21 protein-coding genes and 3 pseudogenes are annotated in these 22,610 nt (G+C 72.2%); 12 read left to right on the forward strand and 12 right to left on the reverse strand.

Translation table 11 applies throughout. From position 1 onward, the window contains the following. Positions 1-195 (forward strand): annotated as a pseudogene (locus ABZY33_RS33360) (UTP--glucose-1-phosphate uridylyltransferase); the annotation flags it as partial. A gap of 90 nt (positions 196-285) precedes the next feature. After that, the gene (locus ABZY33_RS33365; protein ID WP_356495457.1) at positions 286-429 is read left to right on the forward strand and encodes a hypothetical protein; all 144 of its coding nucleotides are present in this window, start codon (positions 286-288) and stop codon (positions 427-429) included. Between the two features lie 89 nt (positions 430-518). Here the strand turns inward: ABZY33_RS33365 and ABZY33_RS33370 are convergent, their stop codons facing one another. From ABZY33_RS33370 to ABZY33_RS33385, 4 genes are all read right to left on the reverse strand, one after another. Beyond that, positions 519-1,403 carry a calcium-binding protein gene (locus ABZY33_RS33370; RefSeq protein ID WP_356495458.1) on the reverse strand — a complete coding sequence of 295 codons (885 nt, stop codon included), beginning with the start codon at positions 1,401-1,403 and terminating at the stop codon, positions 519-521. Positions 1,404-1,578: 175 nt separating this feature from the next. After that, on the reverse strand, positions 1,579-2,421 hold the full coding sequence (locus ABZY33_RS33375) for an alpha/beta hydrolase (RefSeq protein WP_356495459.1): 843 nt from the start codon (positions 2,419-2,421) through the stop codon (positions 1,579-1,581). A 14-nt stretch (positions 2,422-2,435) separates the two neighbouring features. Next, complete coding sequence (locus ABZY33_RS33380; protein WP_356495460.1) at positions 2,436-3,677, reverse strand: beta-ketoacyl-[acyl-carrier-protein] synthase family protein; 1,242 nt, start codon at positions 3,675-3,677, stop codon at positions 2,436-2,438. Beyond that, positions 3,674-3,910, reverse strand: coding sequence for an acyl carrier protein (locus tag ABZY33_RS33385; RefSeq protein WP_356495461.1), 237 nt, complete (start codon positions 3,908-3,910; stop codon positions 3,674-3,676). Before ABZY33_RS33385 ends, ABZY33_RS33380 begins: the two co-directional genes overlap by 4 nt. A 392-nt stretch (positions 3,911-4,302) precedes the next feature. Between ABZY33_RS33385 and ABZY33_RS33390 the strand changes: the two genes are divergently transcribed. The 5 genes from ABZY33_RS33390 (at position 4,303) to ABZY33_RS33410 (ending at position 11,038) form a co-directional block, all read left to right on the forward strand. Beyond that, positions 4,303-4,578, forward strand: a complete 276-nt coding sequence (locus ABZY33_RS33390; protein ID WP_356495462.1) for a hypothetical protein — start codon at positions 4,303-4,305, stop codon at positions 4,576-4,578. Positions 4,579-4,729: 151 nt separating this feature from the next. Then, the gene (locus tag ABZY33_RS33395) at positions 4,730-5,272 is read left to right on the forward strand and encodes a MarR family winged helix-turn-helix transcriptional regulator (protein WP_356495463.1); all 543 of its coding nucleotides are present in this window, start codon (positions 4,730-4,732) and stop codon (positions 5,270-5,272) included. After that, a complete protein-coding gene (locus ABZY33_RS33400) occupies positions 5,265-7,919 on the forward strand; it encodes an MFS transporter (protein ID WP_356495464.1) in 2,655 nt (884 codons plus the stop codon). Before ABZY33_RS33395 ends, ABZY33_RS33400 begins: the two co-directional genes overlap by 8 nt. A gap of 289 nt (positions 7,920-8,208) precedes the next feature. Continuing rightward, the gene (locus tag ABZY33_RS33405; RefSeq protein ID WP_356495465.1) at positions 8,209-9,987 is read left to right on the forward strand and encodes a protein kinase; all 1,779 of its coding nucleotides are present in this window, start codon (positions 8,209-8,211) and stop codon (positions 9,985-9,987) included. Positions 9,988-10,219: 232 nt separating this feature from the next. Continuing rightward, positions 10,220-11,038, forward strand: coding sequence for an SGNH/GDSL hydrolase family protein (locus tag ABZY33_RS33410; protein WP_356495477.1), 819 nt, complete (start codon positions 10,220-10,222; stop codon positions 11,036-11,038). A gap of 75 nt (positions 11,039-11,113) precedes the next feature. Here the strand turns inward: ABZY33_RS33410 and ABZY33_RS33415 are convergent, their stop codons facing one another. Together ABZY33_RS33415 and ABZY33_RS33420 are read right to left on the reverse strand one after the other, a co-directional pair. Further along, the gene (locus ABZY33_RS33415; RefSeq protein ID WP_356495466.1) at positions 11,114-11,500 is read right to left on the reverse strand and encodes a hypothetical protein; all 387 of its coding nucleotides are present in this window, start codon (positions 11,498-11,500) and stop codon (positions 11,114-11,116) included. Positions 11,501-11,519: 19 nt separating this feature from the next. Then, a complete protein-coding gene (locus ABZY33_RS33420; protein ID WP_356495467.1) occupies positions 11,520-11,894 on the reverse strand; it encodes a hypothetical protein in 375 nt (124 codons plus the stop codon). A 179-nt stretch (positions 11,895-12,073) separates the two neighbouring features. Here ABZY33_RS33420 and ABZY33_RS33425 point away from each other — a divergent pair, with 179 nt between their 5' ends. Further along, positions 12,074-14,890: a BTAD domain-containing putative transcriptional regulator gene (locus tag ABZY33_RS33425; protein WP_356495468.1), complete on the forward strand. Its 2,817-nt coding sequence runs from the start codon at positions 12,074-12,076 to the stop codon at positions 14,888-14,890. A 25-nt stretch (positions 14,891-14,915) separates the two neighbouring features. On the opposite strand, the pseudogene ABZY33_RS33430 reads toward ABZY33_RS33425, so the two are convergent. Next, positions 14,916-15,095 (reverse strand): annotated as a pseudogene (locus ABZY33_RS33430) (helix-turn-helix transcriptional regulator); the annotation flags it as partial. 11 nt (positions 15,096-15,106) lie between these two features. On the opposite strand from ABZY33_RS33430, the gene ABZY33_RS33435 reads away from it, so the two are divergent. After that, entirely contained in the window at positions 15,107-15,373 is a 267-nt protein-coding gene (locus ABZY33_RS33435) for an antibiotic biosynthesis monooxygenase (protein WP_356495469.1), read from the forward strand. Positions 15,374-15,480: 107 nt separating this feature from the next. On the opposite strand, the gene ABZY33_RS33440 is transcribed toward ABZY33_RS33435, so the two are convergent. Then, positions 15,481-16,299, reverse strand: a complete 819-nt coding sequence (locus tag ABZY33_RS33440; RefSeq protein WP_356495470.1) for an NAD(P)H-binding protein — start codon at positions 16,297-16,299, stop codon at positions 15,481-15,483. Positions 16,300-16,387: 88 nt separating this feature from the next. Here ABZY33_RS33440 and ABZY33_RS33445 point away from each other — a divergent pair, with 88 nt between their 5' ends. Continuing rightward, on the forward strand, positions 16,388-16,810 hold the full coding sequence (locus ABZY33_RS33445; RefSeq protein WP_356495471.1) for a helix-turn-helix domain-containing protein: 423 nt from the start codon (positions 16,388-16,390) through the stop codon (positions 16,808-16,810). A gap of 753 nt (positions 16,811-17,563) precedes the next feature. Further along, entirely contained in the window at positions 17,564-18,466 is a 903-nt protein-coding gene (locus ABZY33_RS33450) for a hypothetical protein (RefSeq protein ID WP_356495472.1), read from the forward strand. Positions 18,467-18,506: 40 nt separating this feature from the next. Here ABZY33_RS33450 and ABZY33_RS33455 read toward each other — a convergent pair whose 3' ends face one another. After that, positions 18,507-18,836 carry a winged helix-turn-helix domain-containing protein gene (locus tag ABZY33_RS33455; RefSeq protein WP_356495473.1) on the reverse strand — a complete coding sequence of 110 codons (330 nt, stop codon included), beginning with the start codon at positions 18,834-18,836 and terminating at the stop codon, positions 18,507-18,509. Positions 18,837-18,960: 124 nt separating this feature from the next. On the opposite strand from ABZY33_RS33455, the gene ABZY33_RS33460 reads away from it, so the two are divergent. Further along, positions 18,961-19,488 carry an STAS domain-containing protein gene (locus ABZY33_RS33460; RefSeq protein ID WP_356495474.1) on the forward strand — a complete coding sequence of 176 codons (528 nt, stop codon included), beginning with the start codon at positions 18,961-18,963 and terminating at the stop codon, positions 19,486-19,488. 17 nt (positions 19,489-19,505) lie between these two features. Here ABZY33_RS33460 and ABZY33_RS33465 read toward each other — a convergent pair whose 3' ends face one another. The 3 genes and pseudogenes from ABZY33_RS33465 to ABZY33_RS33475 all read right to left on the reverse strand — a co-directional run. Further along, positions 19,506-20,054: a hypothetical protein gene (locus tag ABZY33_RS33465; protein ID WP_356495475.1), complete on the reverse strand. Its 549-nt coding sequence runs from the start codon at positions 20,052-20,054 to the stop codon at positions 19,506-19,508. Between the two features lie 627 nt (positions 20,055-20,681). After that, positions 20,682-22,118 (reverse strand): protein kinase, encoded by a 1,437-nt coding sequence (locus ABZY33_RS33470; protein WP_356495476.1) that lies wholly within the window; start codon positions 22,116-22,118, stop codon positions 20,682-20,684. A gap of 240 nt (positions 22,119-22,358) precedes the next feature. Continuing rightward, positions 22,359-22,496 (reverse strand): annotated as a pseudogene (locus ABZY33_RS33475) (TetR/AcrR family transcriptional regulator C-terminal ligand-binding domain-containing protein); the annotation flags it as partial. Positions 22,497-22,610: the final 114 nt, after the last annotated feature.

Below are 22,610 nucleotides of genomic sequence, written 5' to 3' on the forward strand. Positions count from 1 at the left end.
CTGCAGCAGCTGGCCGCGGACGAGAAGGTCGGCGGCCCGGTGCACGGCGTCGTCTTCACCGGCCGCCGCTATGACACCGGCGACCGGGGCGACTACCTGCGGGCCATCGTCCAACTGGCGTGTGAGCGCGAGGACCTGGGCCCGGACTTCCGGACCTGGCTGCGTGCTTACGTCGCCGGCGACTGCCCGGCCTGAGGTCGCTGTGGCCGCGTACACACACCTGCACGGACTCGTCTTACCTCACCGCATCTAAGCCGCCGCGTCGGCAGGACGGAACCAGGTCACGTGAATGACGCACAGCAGGGCCCGGACCACGGCGCGTTCCCGTTCGACGAGGACAGCCCCGAAATGACGCTCCCGCTGGGCCCGTTGGCGCTGTTCGCCGCGTTCATCGTGCTCGTCGTGGCGGCGTACCTGCGCTTCAACTGAGGCGCTCCGCGCCGAAAAAGAACCGGCCCGAAGCCGTGGAGGCTTCGGGCCGGTTCTGTTGCTGTCTACTGCTGTCTACCGGTGACGGATCAACGCACGTCGACGTAGTCGGCGGACGACGTCGCCGTGGAGGCGTTGCCGTTGCCCGGGTAGTAGTAGCGGAAGGTACCGTCACCCGTGGCGTTGACGGTGGTCTTCAGCGCGCCGGACGAGGAGCTCTTCACGGTCTTGAGCGTGCTGTAGGTGCTGGAGCCGGCCTTCTTGAACTGCAGCTGCACGTTCTGGCTGCCGTAGCCGTAGTACTTCTTGTAGGTCCAGCTGATCATGCTCAGGTTGCCGGAGACCGTGATCGGCTTGCCCTTGGCGACCGGCTCGGGAGCGGCGTTGAAGGACGTGATCTGGGCGGCACGCTTGACCCAGTGGTTCTGGTACTGCGACCACTCGAGGCCGTTCTCGGAGTCCTCGTAGGCCGCGGCGTACACGTTCCACTTGCCGTTCAGTGCGCTGTCGTACAGGTCGACCTTCGGGTCCGCGACCAGCACGACCTTGCAGGTGGCCGTCGTCGCGCTCCAGCGCTCACAGTCCGTCGAGGGGTCGGTGTCCGCCGGGAAGATGCCACCGTCGATCCCGTACTCGTCGTAGAGGTCCGTGCCGTGCCACAGGAACGCCTGGACCCCGTAGATGCCGGCGGGGTTGGTGGCCGTCACGTAGACGTTGAACTGCTTCTTCTGTGAGCCGCCGACGACGACATCCTTGCCGCCGTTGACAGTGACCTTGGTGACCTGGATGTCATAGACGTCCTTGGCCGACATCTTGTTCTGCGTCTTCTGCGTCTGCGCCTGGCCGAGCGTGTACGGCTTGGCGACCTCGGCGAGCGAGGGGGCGTCATCGGCCTGAGCGGCCGGGATCGCGAGTGCAGTGAGAGCCAGTGCGCCGGACATCGTCGCGGCGGCCAGGCTGGCACGTATGCGCATAAAGCTTCCCCAGTTGAGAAAGTGCTCCAGATTCCGTCAGGGGCCCCTGGGGGCCCCGAGGAAGAAGGGGCTGCATCGATCGGATGAGTCTGTTGACTCGGCAACAAGACCGCTGACGCCGGGGAACGGTTGTACGGATCACGAAGTTTTTTCGACGTTGCGGCAAACGCCGCCGTCAGCCGACCTTTTGCGCGGAATCCTCCATGAGGAACGAGGCGACCAGGGACCGGATCGCTCCGGGCCGCTGGGCCGGCAGCGCGTGGTCGCAGTCGGGGAACGTCACGAACCGGCTGCCGTCGATCGTGGCCGCGAAGTCCCGCTGCCGGTCGACCGTGTGCAGATGATCGTGTTCGCCGGTGAAGACCGTGGTGGGCACCCCGCTCAGCCCGCCCGTCAGCCGGTGATGGCTGGTCAGGCCCGCCTCCAGCCGGTCGATGTTGCCCGGCGTACGGACCGCGTTGCGCAGGAAGCGCACCATGAACTCGTGGGCCAGGTCCCGCCGGTGGACGTGGTGGCTCTCGTCGAGACAGAGCAGGGCGGCGGTGAGCACCCGGGCGAAACCGTCCGCGTCCCCGGCGCGCGCCCGCGCCACCGCGCACCGCAGCTGTTCGAGCGCGTCCTCGGGCATCCGCTCCGGCACCCCGCCGATCAGCAGCCGGGCGACCTTCTCCGGGTGGCGCTGGGCGTACTGGAACATGACGGCCGCCCCCAGGGAGTAGCCGTAGAGGTTGACCCGGTCGGCGCCGAGGTCGTCGATGATGCCCTCGAGTCCCGTGCAGAGGATGCCGACGCTGTTCTCGTCCTGGAAGGAGGACGGGTCGAGCGTGGGCATGTCGATCGTGACCAGGTTCGCCTTGGGAAGGACGGTCCCTTCCAGGTACGTCCAGTTGTGCATGCCCTCCAGCACCCCGCCCATCGCGACGACGGGGGCGAGGGAGGGGCCGGGCCGGCGCAGGACCCGGTAGGTGTACGACACCCCTTGCACGGTGAGCGTACGGATCTGCTCGTCGGACGACATGCTGCTCCTCGGATTCAGGCGCGGGTGAGGACGAGTACGGCGTTGTGGCCGCCGAAGCCGAGCGAGGTGGTCGCCGCGGACTCCAGCCGGGCCGGGCGCGCGGCACCGGCCACCACCTGCACGGGCACCCGCGGGTCCTGCTGCTGGAGGTTGACCGTCGGCGGGACCAGCTGACTCTCCAGGGCCAGCGCGGTCAAGGCGGCCTCGATGCCGCCGGCGGCCCCCAGGGCGTGCCCGGTCATCGCCTTGGTCGAGGTGACGAGCGGGCTCTCACCGAACACGCGGTGCAGGGCGGCGCTCTCGACGAGGTCGTTCAGGACGGTCGAGGTGCCGTGCGCGTTGACGTGACCGACATCCGCCGCGGCCACGCCGGCGTCGGCCAGGGCGGACCGCAGCGCCAGCTCGATTCCCGCGCCCGTCTCGTCCGGGGCGACGGGGGAGTGGGCGTCGTTCGACGAGCCGTATCCGGCGACCTGGGCCCGGACGGTGGCGCCCCGGGCCCGGGCGTGCTCGGCCCGCTCCAGCACCAGCAGCCCCGCGCCCTCACCCACGACGAAGCCGTCCCGCCCGGCGTCGAACGGCCGGCAGGCGGCGGCCGGATCGTCCACCCGGGTGGAGAGCGCCCGCATCTGGCTCGTACTGGCGAAGACCAGCCGCGACACCAGGGACTCCGCGCCACCGGCCACGGCGATGTCGCAGCGCCCGGCGCGCAGCAGCCACAGCGCGGTGCCGATCGCGTCCGTGCCGGAGGCGCAGGCGGTGCTGACCGCGAGGCTCGGGCCCCGGGCGCCCAGGTCGCGGCAGACACCGCTGGCGGCGTTGTTGTTCACGCTCAGCGGGGCGACCTTCGGCGCGACGCGGCGGGCGCCGCGCCCGGTGAGCACGGCCTGCTGCTCGTCGTAGTAGCGAAGCCCGCCGTGGGCCGTGCCCACCACGACGGCGACGCGCGTGCCGTCCCAACTCCCCGGATCGAGGCGGGCGTCGGCCACGGCCTCGCGGGCCGCGACCACGGCCAGCTGCGCGAAGCGGTCCAGCAGCAGGGTGGACCGGCCGAGCGCGGCCTCGATGTCGAGCCCGTCGACGGTGTACATGAAGTCGCAGGGCAGGTCCCGCAACTCCTCGGGCCGGCTCAGGCCGCGCGGCACCCGCGCCGACGTGACCTCGTCCCAGGTCTCCTTCGCGCTGTGCCCGGCGGCGGTGACCAGACCGACCCCGGTCACCGCGACCGCGGCGGCCGCGCTGCCTCCCGCCCTCATGCCACCGCCGATTTCGCGTGGACGAGGGCTTGCAGCTCGCCCACGGTGCTGCGGGACGTCAGGCTCGCGTCCTGCAGATCGACGTGCAGCTCGTCCTCCAGGATCAGCCGCAGCTCCTCCAGGGCGAGGGAGTCGATGTCGAGCTGGTGCAGCGGCACGTCGGGACGGACGGAGCCCGGTGCGAGTCTGTACATGTTCGTGATCAAGGTCGTCACATGTTCCGCACTGTTCATGCTGCCCGCTCCTCGCTCACGCCTGTCGAACACTGCCCAACGGCGCCCCGCGGGCGGAGGTGGCGCCACCCGGGAGCGGTTCACTCGTTCGGCTCAGCCGCGGGCCCAACTCGGCGCCGGGCTGCCGGAATTGGGCTATGGGTGGAAATGGTAATAAACGGAACGTAAGGTGGAGGAAAGCCTGTAGCGTCTCTTCGAGGCCGCGCATCATGAAGCACAGAACGAGCACCCCTCCGAGCGCCCCTCCGCAATGGCAGGCCCCGCCCTGGCCCAGCCCTCAGGCGCCGCCGCCCTGGCCCCCCACCGGTGGGCCGCCTCCCGTGCCTCCGCGGACGGCACCGGTGCCACCACGGCCGACGGTGCCCCCTGCGGCGACGCAACAGTTCGGAGCCATGCCCGGGGAGCCTGTCCCGCGACGACGGCGTCCCCGCTGGTTCATGTGGTTCTTCCTCGCGGTGCAGGTCGTCTTCCTGCTCTGGATCATTTTCGGCGCCCGCACCGGTGCGGGCACTCCGGATGACTGCGGGACCTTGGACGCCAGGACATGCAACGATGTCGACAATGCGGGAACGGCCATCGGTGTCGGGCTCATCATCCTGATCTGGGTCGTCGTGGACTTCATTCTCGGCGTCACCTACGCCGTCGTACGTCTGGCGCGGCGCCCGTAGCCGCAGGAGCGGAACAGCCGCGGCCGGAGACATCTCGCGGGATGCCGGCGGTAGCCCGGCCACGCCCCGGTTTCCACCCCCTTCCGGGCCCTCTAAACTCACTTGGTAGCTACAAGCAATAAAACGTGAGTGGACACGAAGGGGGCGGGCGATGGGCAAGGGGACGGTCCATGACCGCGACGCGGAGCTGCCGCTCCGGGAGGCCGACGAGGCGGGCGCAGCCCTGGGGAACCAGATCGTGCGGTTCACCCGGATGGTCGCGGCACACCGGCACCGGACGAAACAGGAGCAGGGCGCCGGCGAGCGCGTCCTGCTGGCCCGCCTCGTCCGGGACGGCGAGCAGCGGGCCACAGACCTGGCCGCCGACACCTTCCTCGACCTCTCCACGGTCAGCCGGCAGGTCCGCTCCATGGTGGAGCGGGGCCTGATCGAACGGCGGCCCGACCCGCAGGACCGGCGCGGCACACTGCTGTACGCGACCGAGACCGGCCGGGCGGTGTACGAGACCTACCGCCGGCAGCGCGACGCGCGGCTGGCGCAGCTCCTGGACCCCTGGCCCCCCGAGGACCGCGATCAGCTGATCCGGCTGCTGACGCGCCTCAACGACGACCTGGTAGCGCATCAACACCAACGCCACGCGGACGGGGCGCGCCCCGCGACCGTGACGCAGCAGGGAGCAAGCACGTATGAGTGAGGCCGTGTCGGCGCCGCGCCGAGACACCGCGCCAACCGCCGAGAAGACGACTCGGGGGAGCCACAAGAAGACCACCGACAAGAACCGGGCGATACCCGCCGCCCCCTCCGGCGGTGGCGGCGGCCTGAGCCACCGCCAGATCCTGACGATCCTGAGCGGTCTGATGCTGGGCATGTTCCTGGCCGCGCTCGACCAGACCATCGTCTCCACCTCGATCCGCACCATCGCGGACGACCTGCACGGCCTGAGCCAGCAGGCATGGGCGACGACGGCGTACCTGATCACCTCGACGATCGCGACGCCGCTCTACGGCAAGCTCTCCGACCTGCACGGCCGCAAGCCCTACTTCCTGGGCGCGATCAGCATCTTCATCCTGGGTTCGGCGGCGTGCACGTTCTCGACGTCGATGACCGAACTGGCCGCCTTCCGCGCCGTGCAGGGCATCGGCGCCGGTGGTCTGATGTCGCTGGCCCTCGCGATCATCGGCGACATCGTGCCGCCCCGCGAGCGGGCCCGCTACCAGGGCTACATGCTCGCCACCTTCGCCACCTCCAGCGTCGCGGGACCGCTCATCGGCGGCTTCCTGGCCGGACAGGACAGCATCCTGGGCGTCATCGGCTGGCGCTGGGTGTTCCTGGTGAACGTGCCGATCGGGATCATCGCGCTGTTCGTCGTCGCCAAGGTCCTGAACATCCCGCACACGCGCCGCGACCGCCGTATCGACTGGTGGGGCGCGTTCACCATCGCGCTCGCCGTCGTGCCGCTGCTGCTCGTCGCCGAACAGGGCCGCGAATGGGGCTGGGGCTCGTCGGGCTCCCTGGCCTGCTACGGCATCGGCGTGGTCGGCATCGTCGCCTGGATCCTCGTGGAGCGCCGGATGGGCGACGACGCGCTGATCCCGATGCGGCTCTTCCGCAACCCGACCTTCAGCAAGACGAGCGTGCTGTCCGTGCTGATCGGCGCGGGCATGTTCGGCGGGATGCTGATGATCCCGCAGTATCTGCAGATCGTGAAGGGCGCGAGCCCCACCAGGTCCGGCCTCGAGATGCTGCCGCTGATGCTCGGCATGATCATCGCGTCCGTCGTCTCCGGCCAGATCACCGCGAAGACCGGCCGCTACAAGATCTTCCCGGTCATCGGCACCGTCCTGATGGTGGCGGCGCTGCTGCTCTTCCACTTCGAGGTCCAGTGGGACACCCCGCTGTGGGAGAGCATGGTCTACATGCTCGTCTTCGGCCTCGGCCTCGGCGGCTGCATGCAGACCCTGGTCCTCGCCGTGCAGAACGCGGTGCCGCCGCAGGACATGGGGGTGGCGACCGCGTCGTCCACGTTCTTCCGGCAGATGGGCGCCACCGCCGGTACGGCCATCTTCCTGTCGGTGCTGTTCTCGAACGTCGGCGACAAGATTTCCTCGGCGTTCCGGTCGGCCGCCGGGACGCCCCGGTTCCAGTCCGCGCTGCACGACCCGGCGGTCGTCTCCGACCCGGCGAACAAGCCGGTCCTCGACATGCTGAAGCACCCCGGCGCGGGTGGCGGCGGCGACGTCCTGAGCGACTCCTCGTTCATCCAGCAGCTCGACCCGCGCCTGTCGGAGCCCTTCAAGCAGGGCTTCGCCGACTCGATGCACGTGGTGTTCCTGATCGCGGCGGGTGTCATCGCGATCGCGTTCCTCCTGGTCCTGTGGACCAAGGAGGTCCCGCTGCGCAAGATGTCGGGCCTGGAGGCCCGGGCCGCCGAGGACGACGGCGCCGCGCCCGGGACCCCGGCTCCGCAGTCACAGGAGCGGCCGCAGCCGCAGGGCGCGTCGGGAACGCCGGAGGCGGTCGGCGCCGCCCCGGTCGCCTCGCTCACCACCGCCCTCGCCGAGGAACCCGCCCCGGCGGACGGACCCGCCCTGGGCGTGCGCGGCCACATCCGCGACGCCGCGGGATCACCGGTGACGGACGCCGTGATCACTCTGATCGACCTGCGCGGCAGCCAGCTCGGCCGGACGACGACCGGAACGGACGGCCGGTACACGGTCGCCGCGCCCGCCGCGGGGACGTACGTCCTCATCGCGTCCGCCGGCGCCCGCCGGCCGCAGGCCACCACGGTCGATGTGACCGACGGCCCGGCCGACTTCGACCTCGTCCTCTCCGGCGCGGCCGGCCTCTCCGGTACGGTCCTGGCCGCGCCCGGCGACCGTCCGCTGCCCGGCGCGCTGGTCATCGCCACCGACGTGCGCGGCGAGGTCGTCGCCTCCGGAACCGCCGGCCCGGCGGGCGACTTCGGCTTCACCGACCTCGCCCCCGGTGGCTACACCCTCGCGGTCAGTGCCCCCGGACACCGCCCGGCGGCGCTGCTCGCCGAGGTCGCGGGCGGCGGCGCCGCCCACCGCTACGAGATCCGGCTCGACCCCGGCGCCCACGTCCACGGCACCGTCCGCAACCGCGCGGGCGAACCGGTGGACGACGCCCGGGTCACGCTCCTCGACGCGGCGGGCAACACCGTCGCCACCACGGTCACGGGCGCGGACGGCGCCTACGTCTTCAACGACCTGGACTCCGGCGACTACACCGTGATCGCCAGTGGCTACGCACCCCATGCGATGCCGCTCCAGGTGGCGGGCGAGGGCCTGCACGACGCGGACGTGGACCTGGCGCACTGACCCCGCCGCCGGCCGGGCCCCACGCGCCCGGCAACGGCCCGACGACGCACGGCAGTTCATCCGGCCGCTCGCTCCCCGCCGCGGGGAAGCGAGCGGCCGCACGGGCGCCCGGGGGCCCGTGACGGGACCGTACGCGCCGCGCACATCCCCGTGCCCTCGCCCGGGCCCCTCGGTTCTGTAGCGCGACTGTTGCGGCGCAGGTGGCGGATACCGGCCGCTCTTTCGGTATCTTTCCGGGGACTTCGGGGACGGGTGGCGTCGGCCGCCCTTGAGCAGGGATGAGTGCGACATGGTGACACCTTCGGCGGAGCTGTTCCAGCCGCTCGGGGCCGAGGACCCGCCGGTGGTGGGCGGGTACCGCCTGGCCGCCGTCCTCGGCACGGGCGGGATGGGCAAGGTGTACCTCTCGTACACGCCGGGCGGCAGGCCGATCGCGTTGAAGGTGATCCGGCCGGAGTTCAGCCAGGACCCCGAGTTCCGGCGCCGGTTCGAGCAGGAGGTCACGCTCGCGCAGCGGGTGCAGGGGCTGTACACCGCGCCCGTCATCGACGGCGACACGAAGGGGAAGCAGCCCTGGCTGGCCACCGCGTACGTGCCCGGGCCCTCGCTCGCGCACGCCGTCGGCCAGCACGGCGCGCTCCCGCTGCGCAGCGCGCTCCTGCTCACCGTCGGCGTCGCCGAGGCCCTGACGGTGATCCACGGCGCCGGGATCGTCCACCGCGACCTCAAGCCCGCCAACGTCCTGCTCGCCGCCGACGGCCCGCGCGTCATCGACTTCGGCATCGCCCGCGCCGCCGACGCGACCTCGCTCACCGGCACCGGCGTCTCCGTCGGCACGCCCCACTTCATGGCCCCGGAACAGGCGGCGGCCGGCACCGTCACCCCGGCCACCGACGTGTTCGCGCTGGGCCAGATCACCGCCTTCGCCGCCATCGGCGCACCGGCCTTCGGCGAGGGCTCCTCGCACGCGGTCCTCTACCGGATCGTCCACGAGGACCCCGACCTGAGCCAACTCCCCGACATACTGCGGCCGTTGGTGTCCCACTGCCTCAGCCGCGACCCCGCCGACCGGCCCAGCCTGACCCAGATCATCGAGCAGTGCCACGAGCTGTCCCCGACCCCGCTGCGCCAGGGCGAGGACTGGCTCCCGCAGACGTTCGCCAGCTCCATCACCGAGCGGCTGCGCCTGCCGGAGCCCGCGCCGACACCCCCGCCCACCGCGACCGCCCCCACCGCCCCGCCCACCCCCGCGCCCGGCATGCAGCCCCACGCGCCCACCGCGTTCAGCCCGCACACGCCGCCCCCGTCCCCGTACGCGCACACGGCGCACCACCAGCCCGTCGCGGGCCCCGCCCCGTATCAGACGCCCGCACCCGGGCAGGGCCACCCGACCCCGCACCCGCAGTGGAACCGCGGCTACGCGCAGCCGCACCCCGGCATGCCCGGCCCCCGGCCCTGGGGTGCGCCGCCCCCGCCCAAGAAGCGGACCGGGCTGATCGTGGCCGGCGTCGTGATCGGCGTGTTCGCCGCGCTGGCGGTCATCGGCGCGCTGCTCCCCGACGGCGACAAGGACGACGGCCGGACCGGGTCGTCCAGTTCGTCGGGGTCCGGCGGCTCGGGCAAGGGCGGCGCGCGCCCCGACCCGAAACCGGCGGCCTACAAGGGCATCGACCTCACCGAGGACTACTACCTCAAGCTCGGGGACAACCCGCCCAAGCCGCTCGACGGCGGCGACACCGGCGCCATGTACATGGGCGGCGACCTCTACTACTACTACGACGGGACGGTCACCGGGGACCAGAAGCTCGGCACCGACAACGGCAAGCTGGTGCTCCTGAACAACGCGCAGAAGGGCTCCTTGCAGACCTGCCGCACGGAGACCCGCTACACCGACAAGATCGACCTCGACCAGCTCTCGCCGGGTTCGCAGATCTGCGTCCGCAGCGACGCCGGCCACATCGCGGTGGTCACCTACCGCGGCAAGTCCGGCGAGAAGGACCCGAGCAAGTACGTCACCGTCGATGTGACGGTCTGGCGCAACGCCGAGGAAGCGACGGACAGCGACTGACCCGCCCGGCCCCCCGCCACCGGTGCCCGCGCCGGACTCTCCCCGGAAACAGGCATGTCCGGGCACTGGTCCACACCGCTACCGGCCGGTATACAGGCGACGTCGGACCATCGCGGTCGGGCTTCAGGGGAGGGGCATGATGGCGCAACGGATGCACGGGGGTGGAACGGTGCCCGGACGCCGGACCACCGTGAGCCTGGCCGTACTGGGCGCTCTCGCGCTCACCGCCGGCGTGACGGGGACCGCGGGCGCCGCACCGGGACGGCACGGGTCGCAGCCGCCCGCGCACTACGTGGCGCTGGGCGACTCGTACACGTCGGGCCCCCTGATCCCCCGGCAGGTCGACGCGGACTGCGCCCGCTCGGACCGGAATTACCCGTCGATCACCGCGCGCGAGCGGCACGTCGGTTCGTTCACCGACGTCAGCTGCGGCGGTGCGACGACGGTGCAGATGTGGCAGGCCCAGGGCACCAACGGGCCCCAGCTCGACGCGGTCCGGCGCGACACCGACCTCGTGACCGTGCAGATCGGCGGCAACGACATCGGCTTCGGGTCGATCATCAGCACCTGCGCCGGGCTCAGCTCGACGGACCCCGCCGGGAACCCCTGCGAGCGGCACTACCGGGCCGCCGGCCAGGACCAGCTCTCCCGTACGATCCTGCGGACCGCGCCCAAGGTCGCACGCGTCCTGCGGGCGGTGCACGCCAGGGCGCCGCACGCCCGCGTGGTCGTCGTCGGCTACCCCGACCTGCTGCCCGACGACGGCACGGGCTGCTACCCCTCGGTGCCGTTCGCCGCGAAGGACTTCCCCTACCTGCGGGACACCGGCAAGCGCCTCAACCTGATGCTGCGCGCGGTCGCGCTCCTGAACCGGGCCGAGTACGTGGACACGTACAAGCCGACCGTCGGCCACGACATGTGCAAGGCGCCCGGCGACCGCTGGATCGAGCCCTTGAGCCCGGCCTCGCCCGCGGCCCCGGCCCACCCCAACGCCCTGGGGATGCAGGCCATGGCGCAGGCGCTCATGCAGAGGCTGGACCTCGCCCGGTGATATGCGCCGGACAGCCGCGTCCGGCCCTCCGCCACCCCCGTGGGCGAAGAGCCGGACGCGGCCGCGTGCGCCGCGTCAGCAGTGCGGTACCTCGCCGGACGGCCGGAAGACATCCCAGCTCGACCAACCGGTCACACCGGTGGCGTTGTTGCGGTGGTAGTACCAGCTGATGGTCAGGTTGGGGTTGGCGGCAGGACCGTCCTGCCAGCAGTAGACGGTCGCTCCCTGCCCCGCGTATCCGAGGCCCTTGACCGTGGACGACCCGTCGGCCCGGGTCCGGATCCGCACCCCGGTCCCCAGGTAGTCGCCCGGAGCCGAGGTGGCCGCCCGCGGGGCGGTGCCGGGCGCGGCCGGAGCCGGCCCGGCGGCGCCCGCGGCCGACGCGGACAGCAGCAGGGCGGCCGTGGCGCCGGCCACGGCGAGAACGCCGGCGAAGGGACGGCGACTCAGGTGTGTGCGCATGAGCTCTCCTGAGGCCGGGTCAGCAGTCGCCGACGGCGATGTACGGCACGACGACGTCCCACCGGCCCCAGCCGGTCACGCCCGTGGTGGTGTCGGTGTGGTGGAACCACTCCTGGCCCGCGACGACGCGGCGGCACTGGACGGTGACGCTGTGCCGCGTGTAGCCGTAACCGACCGTCGTGGAACCGGTGCTGGGCTGGGTGTGGATGCGGGCGCCGTCCACCAGATAGTGGCCGGCCGAGGACTGCGCGCCGAGCGGCTTCGCCGGCGCCGCGACCGCGCGGGCCGGCTCCGGCGCGCCGTGGGCCGTGGCGGCCCCCGTCCCGGCCGTCAGAAGGGCTGCTGCGGCGGCGACGCCGAGCAACCCGCGAAACAGTACGTCGTGATGGGGCACGATGCGGTTCCTTCCCCCTGCGGTACGTGCTGGTCGCCCTCAGCGTCCGGTACGCGCCCTGCAAGGAGCTTGATACTTTCTTGCAGGGGTGCGGAGACCGACGCCGGGACCCGTGCCGCACGGACGCCCGCCGCGGCCGCCCGCAGCCGGCCGGGCCGGGTCAGAAACGAAGGACCGGCATGAGCATCGGCTTCACCCTTCTCGGCGAGGTGACCCTCCGCTCCCGGGGCGTCGACCTCGCCCCCGGATCGCCGCGCCAGCGCTGCGTCCTCGCCCTGCTCCTCCTCGACGTCAACCGGCCGGTCGCCGCGCGGACCCTCCTCGCACGCGTGTGGGGCGACGACGTCCCGCCGCGCGCGATGGCCTCGCTCTACAGCTACGTGTCCCGGCTGCGCGCCCTGCGCACGGAGCCCGGCGACGCGGAGCGGTGGGACATCGTGCGGACCTCGGCGGGGTACGTGCTGCGGACCGACGCCGACGCCGTCGACCTGTTCCGGTTCCGCTCCCTGGTCGCGGCGGCACGCGGCGCGCCCGGCCCGCGGGAGGCCGGGGCCGCGTACGGCCGGGCGCTGGCGCTCTGGCGGGGCGAGCCGTTCGCCGGGCTGCGCTCCGACTGGCTCGACGCCCACCGCCGCGCACTGACCGAGGAACACCGCAGGGCCCGCCTCGACCACTACGAACTCCTGCTGGAGCAGGGCGGCCACGCCGACCTCGTCCAGCCGCTCGCCGCGCTCACCACCGAGCAGCCGCTCGACGAACAGGCGGCTCACCTGCACATGCGGGCCCTGTACCGCGCCGGCCGGCCGGCGGCCGCCCTCACCGCCTACGAGCGGCTGCGGCAGCGGCTCGCGGAGCAGCTGGGCGCCGACCCCGGCCTCCCGCTGCGCGAACTCCATCAGCGGATCCTCGTCTGCGACGAGACCCTCGCCGCGCCCGCGGCCCCCGTCCCGCACCCCCGTACGCCGCGGCAACTGCCCGTCAGCCCCGCGGGGTTCGTCGGCCGGGACGACGCGCTGCGCCTCCTCGACGCCCGTGAAGGCCGCACGGACGGTGCGGAGCCGGGCGTCAGCGTCATCGCGGGGATGGCCGGGGTCGGCAAGTCCTGGCTCGCCCTGCGCTGGGCGCACCAGCACGCCGACGCGTTCCCCGACGGCCAGCTCTACGCCCAGCTGAACGGTTTCAGCCCCCACGCCCGGCCCACCGACCCCGGCGACGTCCTGCACCTGTTCCTGATGGCGCTCGGGGCGGCGGAGAGCGAGCTGCCCGCCGACACGGAGGGCCGCGCGGCGCTCTACCGCACGCTGATGGCCGGCCGCCGGATCCTGGTCGTCCTCGACAACGCCCGCGACAGCGCGCAGGTCATGCCGCTGCTCCCCGGAACCTCCCCCTGCCGGACGCTGGTGACCAGCCGGAACCGGCTGAGCGGCCTCAAGGTGCGGGCCGGCGCGGACATCGTCGCCCTGGGCGTGCTGCCGGCCGCCGAGTCGGCGCGGCTCTTCGCCCGCCGGGTGGGGGCCGACCGCGCCGCCACCGACCCCGCGCTGCGCGACATCGTCCGCTGGTGCGCCGGGCTGCCGCTGGCCCTGGACATCGCGGCCGCGCACGCGGACGGCGTGCCCGGCGCCTGCCTCGACCAGCTCGCCCAGGACCTGCGCGACCCGAGCACCCGCCTGGACGTGCTGGACGCCGGGGACGTCTCCGCCAGTCTCCGCGTCCTGTTCGCCGCGTCGCACGCCGCGCTGGACGCCGAACCGGCCCGCGTGTTCGCCCTGCTGGGACTGGTGCCGCACCAGGACGTGTCCCTCGCCGCGCTCGCCCACCTCATCGGGAGCGACCCGGCACGGACCCGGCGGATCCTGCGCGTCCTGGAGGAAGCCTGCCTGGTCCGTCAGCACCGGCCCGGCCGCCACCGGATGCACGACCTGGTCCGCCTCTACGCCGAGGAACAGGCGGCCGCGCTGACCGGCGAGGAACGCGAGCGGCACACCCGCCGCCTCGTCGCCTTCTACGTGCGCACCGCCCGCGCGGCACACCGGGTGCTGGAGCCGCACCGCACGGCGCAGGACCCGCCCGCGCTCGACGACCCGGGGCCCGCGCCCCTCGCCTTCACCGACGCGCAGGCCGCGCTCGCCTGGTTCGACGCCGAGTACGCCTGCCTCACGGACATCAGCGCGCTCACCCAACAGCGCGGCATGCACCTGGAGTTGTGCCGGCTGACCTGGGCGCTGCACACGTTCCGCTGGCGCCGAGGACTGTTCGAGGAGAGCATAAGGGCCTGGTACACGGCCCGGGACGCGGCCACGGCCCACGGTGATCCCTCGCTCGCGGCCCACACCCGCCAGCGGCTCGGCGTCGCACTCGCGCAGGCCCAGCGGTACACCGAGGCCCTGCCCCACCTCGACGAGACCCTCGAACGCTTCCGCGCCGACGGCGACACCCCGGGTCTGACCCGCACCCACCACTCGCTCGCCGAGGTCCATGTCCGCATGAACGCCTACGAGCGCGCCCTGCCGCACTTCGCGCGGGCGCTGGAGGGATACCGCGAACTGGGCGACGAGGTGGGCGAGTCGAACACCCTCAACGGCACCGGCTGGGCGCTGGCGCGGCTCGGCCGCTACGCGAGCGGCGAGGCGCACTGCCTCCAGGCGCTGCCCCTGCTCCAGGCTCACGAGGACGGCGAAGGGCAGGCCGCGACCTGGGACACGCTCGCCCACATCGCGCGCCGCACCGGCCGCACCCGCCGCGCCCTCGACGCCTACCAGCAGGCGCTCACCCACTTCCAGGCCATCGGCAACGCCAACCGCGCGGCCGACACCTGGGCGTCCCTCGGGGAGACCCACGCCGACGCGGGCGACCACGAAGCGGCCCGCCGAGCCTGGCGGACGGCGCTCGGCCTGTACCGGGAACAGGGCAGATCGGCGGAGGCCCACGAGGTGACCGAACGACTGACACGCCCCACCGGCCCGGAGCCCACCGAGAAGAAATTCCCCCGTTAGCGCACCGCGGAGGGCTTCACTCCTCTCAGGCCGGCATCCCCGGCTCCGCCGGACCGCTCTCGTACGCGATGATGACCAGCCGCGCGCGGTCCCGGGCGCCCAGCTTCGCCAGCAGGCTGCTGACATGGGTCTTGACCGTGGGCAGGCTGACGACGAGGCGTTCGCCGATCTCCGCGTTCGACAGGCCGTCGGCGATAACCAGCAGATCAGACAGCCATGGGCGACACCCTGATCACTCTCCTTCTGCAAGCCGCTGGACATACGCGGGACGTCCCCGGGTGTGAGCTGTACATCGTCAACACCGCGCCCGGCGAGGAGGATGTCGTCTGGGTCACCGAGATCCGGCGCAGCGAGGCCGACCACACCTCCTCACTGTCCGCGCCCGGAGCCAGGGAACTGACCGAACACGCGCTGCCCCTCCTGGCCGGAGCACCTGAGCGGATCGACCTCACTCCGGTGGGAGGCAGGGGGCTGGGTGGGTGAGCCGCTACGGTGAGCGAACGCCTTGTCCGTAAGATCGAGGTGCCACTGGATGTTCCATACGTCGAGCGCTTGGCGTCGCAGGTCTTCGGATCGCCAGGTTCGGTCGGTCAACGGGCGTCGTCAGGGCGCATCGCGGCGGCGGTGTCGGCGGCCACAGTGAGCGGGTCGGTGAGGGGGCGGCCGAGCAACTGGACCAGGTCGGGGGTGGTGTTGCTGAGGAACCCGTGGCGGACACCGGACGCGATCGAGGCGAGCATCGGCGGCTGGAAGGGCAGCAGGGTGTCGTCGCCGAGGAGCCGCTCCCGGTACTCGCTGAGTCCGATCGAACGGTGAGCGACCCCGAGGCTTTCGGCGACGTCGGACGTGGTGATCGGTTCCCCGACCAGCTCGTAGCTCTTGCCGGTGTGTGCGGCCGGATTCCTGGCCACGACGGCTGCGGCTGCGGCCAGGTCTGCCCGCGCGACCGCGGAGAGCGCACCGTCACCGAACGCTGATTCCAGACGGTCGGGGAACCAGGTCAGCAGCGTGGCGAAGAGTTCGGCATAGAGCCCGTTGCGCAGGATCGTCCAGTCGAGCCCGCTGGCCCTGATCAGATGCTCGGTGGCCCGGTGAGCCAGCGCGAAGCCGAGGTGGTCACCGTCGGCGGTAAGGCTGGTGTAGACCACGTGAGTCACGCCGTCGCGCACCGCGGCGTCAAGAGCGGTCTGGTGACGGGCGATGACCTGGTCGTCCTCGGCATACCCCGCGGAGACGAGGACCAGCGTCGAAACGCTCGTGAGGTCGAGAGTCGCCGGGTCGTCGAAGTCAAGGCGCCGTTGCCCTGGTGCGGGCGACCGACTCCCGCCCAGGGCGGGCACGTTGTGCCCGGCCAACTCCTGGAGCGTGAGGGACGCGAGCTGCCCGTTCGCACCGGTGACCATGATCATTTCGGTTCCGCCTTCTACCGTGGTTCTCTTCAGTAACTACGGCGAGGATCTTCGACCGACCGTGGTCGGCCCACAAGGAGGCAGTTTCGTGTCACTGACGCACACCGGTGTAACCACTGGTGCCGCCGAGCTCGAGCCGTGCGGACAGCCGGACCACCCCGACTGCGGAATCAGAGACGTCCTCGACCGGGTCGGTGACAAGTGGTCGGTCCTCGTCATCGTGGAACTCGCCAACGGCCCGCGACGCTTTCGGCAACTCCAGCGCGCCATCGACGGAATCTCCCAGCGCATGCTGACCCTGACGGTGCGCAGGTTGGAGCGAGACGGATTGGTCCTTCGGACCGTCTATCCGACCGTGCCGGCCCAGGTCGACTACCGACTCACGGAGACCGGCGCGAGCCTCACCCACCTCGTCAAGGCGCTCGCCGACTGGTCACTCGAACACCGCGCAGGCATCGCGCGGGCACGCGAGTCCTACGACAGCGACCACCCTGAGAACAAGCTCCGATGACCAGCGGAACTTCACCGACCTCCATGGACAGAACATCTGGTTCGTAGGTCCGGTGTCGCGGGGAGGACGGCGCACCACCGGGTGCCTCTGTGGCGTCAGAAGGGGCACATGCTTCGGGATGGGCGGTCGTGGCGCCCGCGGGGCGCGGTTGCCTCGCGCTGCCGCGACCAGGCCGTCGGCAACCTCGTCGCCACCGCCCGCACCGCGCGCCCGACCCAGGCCCGCGCAGCTAGCGGCGGCACGGCCGTCTGCTGGGCCGTATAGCGGAGTCACGGACGTCGATGATCATTCGTCCGAAGGTCCCACGATGTGACTTGGCCGCCACCTGAATGCCGCACATCCTTCGGCTCACCAGCCCGGTTGTTCGCGATATGACGACAGCAGGGCCGCAGTATTCTGCGCAGACATCGACCGCGGATGCACCAGTCGGTGAAACGGGTGTCACCCGGATGGGTAACTGGGCCTACGCACCGCCGGGCCCGGGCGCCGCGACCGCCACCTTGCACGATGCGGCTCATCAGACGATCCCGCTACGGCATTCCGCCGCTCTGGTGCAGGACCTTCTCGCCCGCTTGGCCCGCATCGAGACCGCGTACACGGCCGCCGCCGGTCTTGCGCATGCCCCCGCCCCGTCCCTCGGCGAAAGCCCCGGGACCGGGTACACGGCCGCCGCCGACCTGCCACACGCGTATCCGGCCGCCGCCGACCTGCCGCCCGCGCCCGCCCCGTCCCTCGGCGAAAGCCTCGAGAGTCATGGCCGTGCATGACATGCCGGGCCGCCACCGCCGCCCGCCCTTCGTCCCGAACCACGCCGCCGGCCCGGTCGCACCCGACCCGGCCTGGTCCCGAACCTGGCAAGAGCCCCTGGACCCGCTGGAGTCCATGGACCCGCTGGAGTCCATGGCTCCGCAATGGGATCCCGCCGAGGAACTCGCCTATCTGCTCAGCGAGGCCATCGACCAGGAAACCGGCACCGTACCCGCCCCTGAGCCCGGCGTGGCGGACGCCACCGCCCTCCTCGGCGCCGCGCACGTGCCCGTCGCCGAGGCCGCACCCCCGCCCGCTCCCCTCGACACCGGGCCGGCGGAGGCCACGGCCGCCGGTCCGAACGGACCGCCACCGGCCCCCGCCGCCCGTCGGCACCGCGCGCGCCGCCGCTCCCGCGCCCGGGAGCGCAAACGTCTCTCCACCCGCCTGCTGCGCCTGGCCAGCCTGGTGATCGCCGCGGCCGCCGCGGTCACCGTCTGCGCGGTCTGTGTCCTGGGCGGCATGGTCAGCTACCACCCACTGCGCCAGGTCGCCGTGGACCGCGCCCCGGCCTACACCGTCGGGGCCTGGCCGCTGCTGATCTACGGCCCGTGGGCAGTGGCCTCCCTATCGGTGCTGCGGGCGGGGCTGCACCGGCGCCGCGCCGCGCACTCCTGGGCCGTGGTGCTGCTGTTCTCGCTGGTGGCGATGGTGCTGTGCATCGCCCAGGCCGCCCCCCACCCCCTGGACGCGGCTGCCGCGGCTCTGCCGGCGCTCGCGGCGCTGGCCTGCTTCCAGCAGCTGATGCGCCAGATCACCCTGGGCCGCCCGCCTCGCCGGGCCCACCCTCGCCACCGCACCCACCGCCCGCCGGCCCGACCCCGCCCGCCGAGCGGAGCCAAGCTGTAGAGACGGCGGGCTCCTTGTCCCCCGGTGGGTCGAAGAGGCGTCAGGTGGGGTCGAGTTGCCGGGTGCGGTCGGCTTCGTCCTTGACCAGGACGGAGAGCAGCGAGGCGACGGGGACACCGGCCTCGGCGGGGTGGCGCAGGACCTTGGTGGGGTCGATGGCGTAGCGGTTGCCACGGCCCTCGCGGACGTGGGAGAGGTAACCGGCCTCTTCGAGCTCGGTGATGATCCGCAGCACGGCGCGTTCGGTGAGTCTGCAGTGCACGGCCAGATCCCGTACGCGCACGTGGCTGTCGTCGGCGATGGCCGCCAGGACCCGTGCGTGGTTGGTCAGGAACGTCCATCCGGTGTGCGACTCATTCCGCGCCTGCATGCCACCAGTCTACGAAACGACATCTGACATCACATACATGAAACAGATTTCAGGTATCCGTTGACGCGACGTACCTTGCCCGCGATCCTGAACGCACTGCCGGAGCCGGACCATGGGGGTAGCCATGCCAGACGACGCGGCCACCACAGCCACCGCAGATATCGCACACCTCGCAGCCCACGCGGTCGACGCTGCCCCGGCCGTACCGTCCCGACCGCGCGCCACCGTCCAACTCCCGCCGCCTGCCGCCGAGGTGCGCCTCAAGACGCGCAGCGACGGGACGCACACCCTCGTCGCGGCATACGGCGAGGTCGATCTGGACGCCGCACCCGGCTGGGAACGCGACCTGGCGGCCGCTCTGGACGACTCCGTGCACGGCCTCGTCCTCGACCTGCGGTCCCTGCGGTTTTGCGACTGCGCCGGCCTGAGCGCACTGCTGCGCGTACGCCGGGCGGCGCAGGAAGCGGGCAAGACGATGACCATCACCTCGGCCGGCCCGGCCGTCACCCGCCTGCTGAACCTGACCCGGACGGCGCCCCTGTTCACCACCGCGCCCGCCGCTTTCGACCCCCAGGACCCGGAGAGCCGGCCGTACCTCACAGCGACAGTGCCCGCGCCGCCCCCGCACCCGTCCCGTGCCACGTCGCTGTGAAGTGACGGCGGCGTCGGCTACAGCAGGGTGAAGGTGTGGAGGGCGCCGATGCTGGAGACGGAGCCGCCGAGCAGGGTGCAGGTGGTGATCTGCAGGGAAGGGGCCGTCATGGTCTCGATGAAGTCGTGTCCGGCGAGGTAGCCGCTGGTGACGGAGCCGGTGAAGTCGTTGGTGAAGACGGCTCCGGCGAGGTTGGACACGCGCTGGGCGGTGACGGTGCTGCTCTGTCCGTTGCTCCAGTTGATGGTCCAGGACACGGTCGCGGTGGACAGCAGCTGGAGGCAGGAGCGCTGGGTGGTGTTGGCGGAGGTGTGGGTGCCGCCGGTGATGCTCGCGGCGGCGCCGGTGCCCACGCAGGGCCCGTAAGTCTGGTCGATCGTGCGGGTGCTGGTGGCGGCGGTGGTGGTGATGGGCGGGTCGTAGGTGGTGGTGGACGTCCCGGTGCACGTCAGTGTGGTCAGCGTCGCCGGGGCCGCTCCGGCCGGGGCCGCCGGCAGGGCCACGGCCAGGGCGGACACCGCCGCGGTGAACACGCCGGCGGCCAGATTCCTTATGGGTCTGCGCATGGGAACGTGATCCTTTCCGCCACTGTGCGGCGAGAAGTCGGAGGCGTGGGGCGAAGGGCCTTCATGGTGGCCGAGAGCGCCGAGTGAGGACCATGGCCCGAACGGGTCAGAGCGCGGCGGGACGGACAGGGTGTGCGTGTGCACACCCGTGTGCGCGGACGCGTGCCCCGAACCCGGTATGCGCCCTGGGTCCGTTGTATCCGGCCCGGCCGGCCGAGCGACGGAGGAGACCAGCCAGGGCCATGAAGGCGTGGCACACGGAAGCGGTCGCCTCGCGGCGAACGCGTCGGCGGCCGGCGATGGCCACCCTCATGGCCCGTGCAGGCAGAGCGTGGTTCAGCCGGCCGTCCAATCGCGCAACTGGCGCGCGATCGAGGCGATAACTTGCGCGCCGGAAGCGGCGTCACGCCTCGCACTGCGGCAGGCGCGACCCGGGGGCCCTGTGGACACCTGGGGCCCCGGTTCCGCTCTCCCGGCGCGGTGGCCGCGGACACGGTCGAGCGCGTGCCGTCACGCCCCGGCGCCGCACGGGGCGCATCGCCGGCTCCTGTGGCCCGAGCCGGTGTCGGCCGCCTGCCCTGTACCTGCTCAACAGCGGGGCCGGGCCCACGCCTCTGAGCAGGCCCGTCACTTTTTCTTCTCCCCCTTCTCCTTCTTGGTGCCCTTTGCTTTCCGCGGTTGCTGGTCGGCGTTCTTGGGACCCTTCGATTTCTGCTTCTGAGTCGTCTGAGGGTTCTGCTGGGTCTGCTGGACCGGCCCACCGCGCGTAGGTGTCTCCGTGGCGCTCGCCCTCGGTGTGGTGGCGGTCCGGGCCGGTGCGTGAACGGGTTGCCCGGTGGTGGCCGGGGTGGGTGGCGGTGGGGTCCGGGAGGCGGTGTCCGCCGGTTCCTGCCGGGTCCGGTTCGTCGTCTCGGCGGGTGTGGAGAGGGACGGGTGCGGGCGGTTGTCCGCGCCGGCGTCGGGAGGTGAGGTGACGCCGTTCAGGACGGTGCCGGTGACGGCGATCGCCAGCGCTGCCGCCGCGGCGAGGGGCACCGGCCGCAGCCATGCCCGGCGTGCGTGTCCACCGGTTCTGGCGGCAGTTGACTCGCCGGCATGTGCCGGTGTTCCCGCGGTGTCCCGCGGCGCTGCCGCAGAGTTGGCCGCTCGGAGAGTGGGGGCCCGGTGCGTGGCCGTCGTCGTGGACGTTCGCGAGGGGCGGACCGCCGGGTGCGGGGCGAGCGTGGAGGCGGGCGCGGACGCGGCTCCTTCGAGCAGGCGGAGCATGTGGGCGGTGTCAGGGCGTTCCTGCGGTTCCCGCGCGGTGATCAGGGAGAGCGGGCGGGCCAGGCTGTCGGGGACCTGGTCGGGGATGTGGGGTGCCTGCAGAAGGTGGCCGATGCCGGCTTCGAGCGGTGTCGTGCGGCGGGAGGTGTCGCCGGTGAGGGCCTCGAGGAGGACCAGGCCCAGGGCGTAGACATCACTGGCCTTGCTCGCGCCGTCCCCGAGCAGCTGTTCGGGAGCCATGTAGGCGAGGGAGCCGACCAGGGTCCCCGGTTCGCTGCGGGTCCGCTCGTCGACGGAGCGGGAGAGTCCGAAGTCCGCCAGGCGGGGCGCACCGAGTTCGTCGAGCAGGATGTTGGACGGCTTGATGTCGCGGTGGATGATGCCGCAGCCGTGCACATGGTCGAGCGCCGAGGTCAGGGCCCGCCCCAGGCGGATGGTCTGCGCGGTGGTCAGCGGCCCGGCGGCGAGACGGTTCCGCAACGTCGTGCCGCGCACCAACTCGGTCACCATGTACGCGTCGTCGCCGTGCCGGCCGGCGTCGTAGACGGTGACGAGGGCCGGATGAGAGAGCCGGGCCAGCGTCAGCGCCTCGTCGCAGAAGCGGTCCGCGGTGACCGTCTCCGCGGCGGGACGGAAGACCTTCACCGCCACCTCGCGGCCCAGCACCGTGTCGACAGCGGCGAACACGTCGGCCGTACCGCCCGACCCCAGCCGCTGCCGCATCCGGTACCGGCCGCCGACCAGTGAAGGCTGCCGTGCGGACGCGGCTGCTTTCCCGTCGCCAGGTCCTCTCGGCATCAACGCCTCCTCCACGCACGGACAGTGCACTGCGCGTACCCCTGAGAGGCGGGGATAACGCCGAGGCGGCCTCTTCTTGAACACCGACGCGGCCCGATGACCGGGCCAGGAAGAGTGATGTTTGCCGGGCCGGGTCCACCGGCCCGGCACCCGCACCGCGCCCGTGCTCATGGGCGGGCAGGGAAGCGCCACCCCTGCGCGGGCGGTGCGGCCACAGTCACGGCCCACCGCCGAGTCGGCCTACGCCCGCGCGAGAAGTTCGGCGACGAGCCGCCGCGCGTAGGCCGCGTCCAGGCCCTTCGGGCGAAAGAGGATGCGGTACATGATGGGCGCGACGACGCGGTCCAGGACCGTCTCGACGTCGGGCATCCCCTCGCCGCCCTTGCCCCGGTCCTCGGCGCGGTGCCGATCGCGTCCGTGCCGGAGGCGCAGGCGGTGCTGACCGCGAGGCTCGGGCCCCGGGCGCCCAGGTCGCGGCAGACACCGCTGGCG

This window comes from Streptomyces sp. NPDC006552 (assembly GCF_040611655.1).
Taxonomy (GTDB): Bacteria; Actinomycetota; Actinomycetes; order Streptomycetales; family Streptomycetaceae; genus Streptomyces.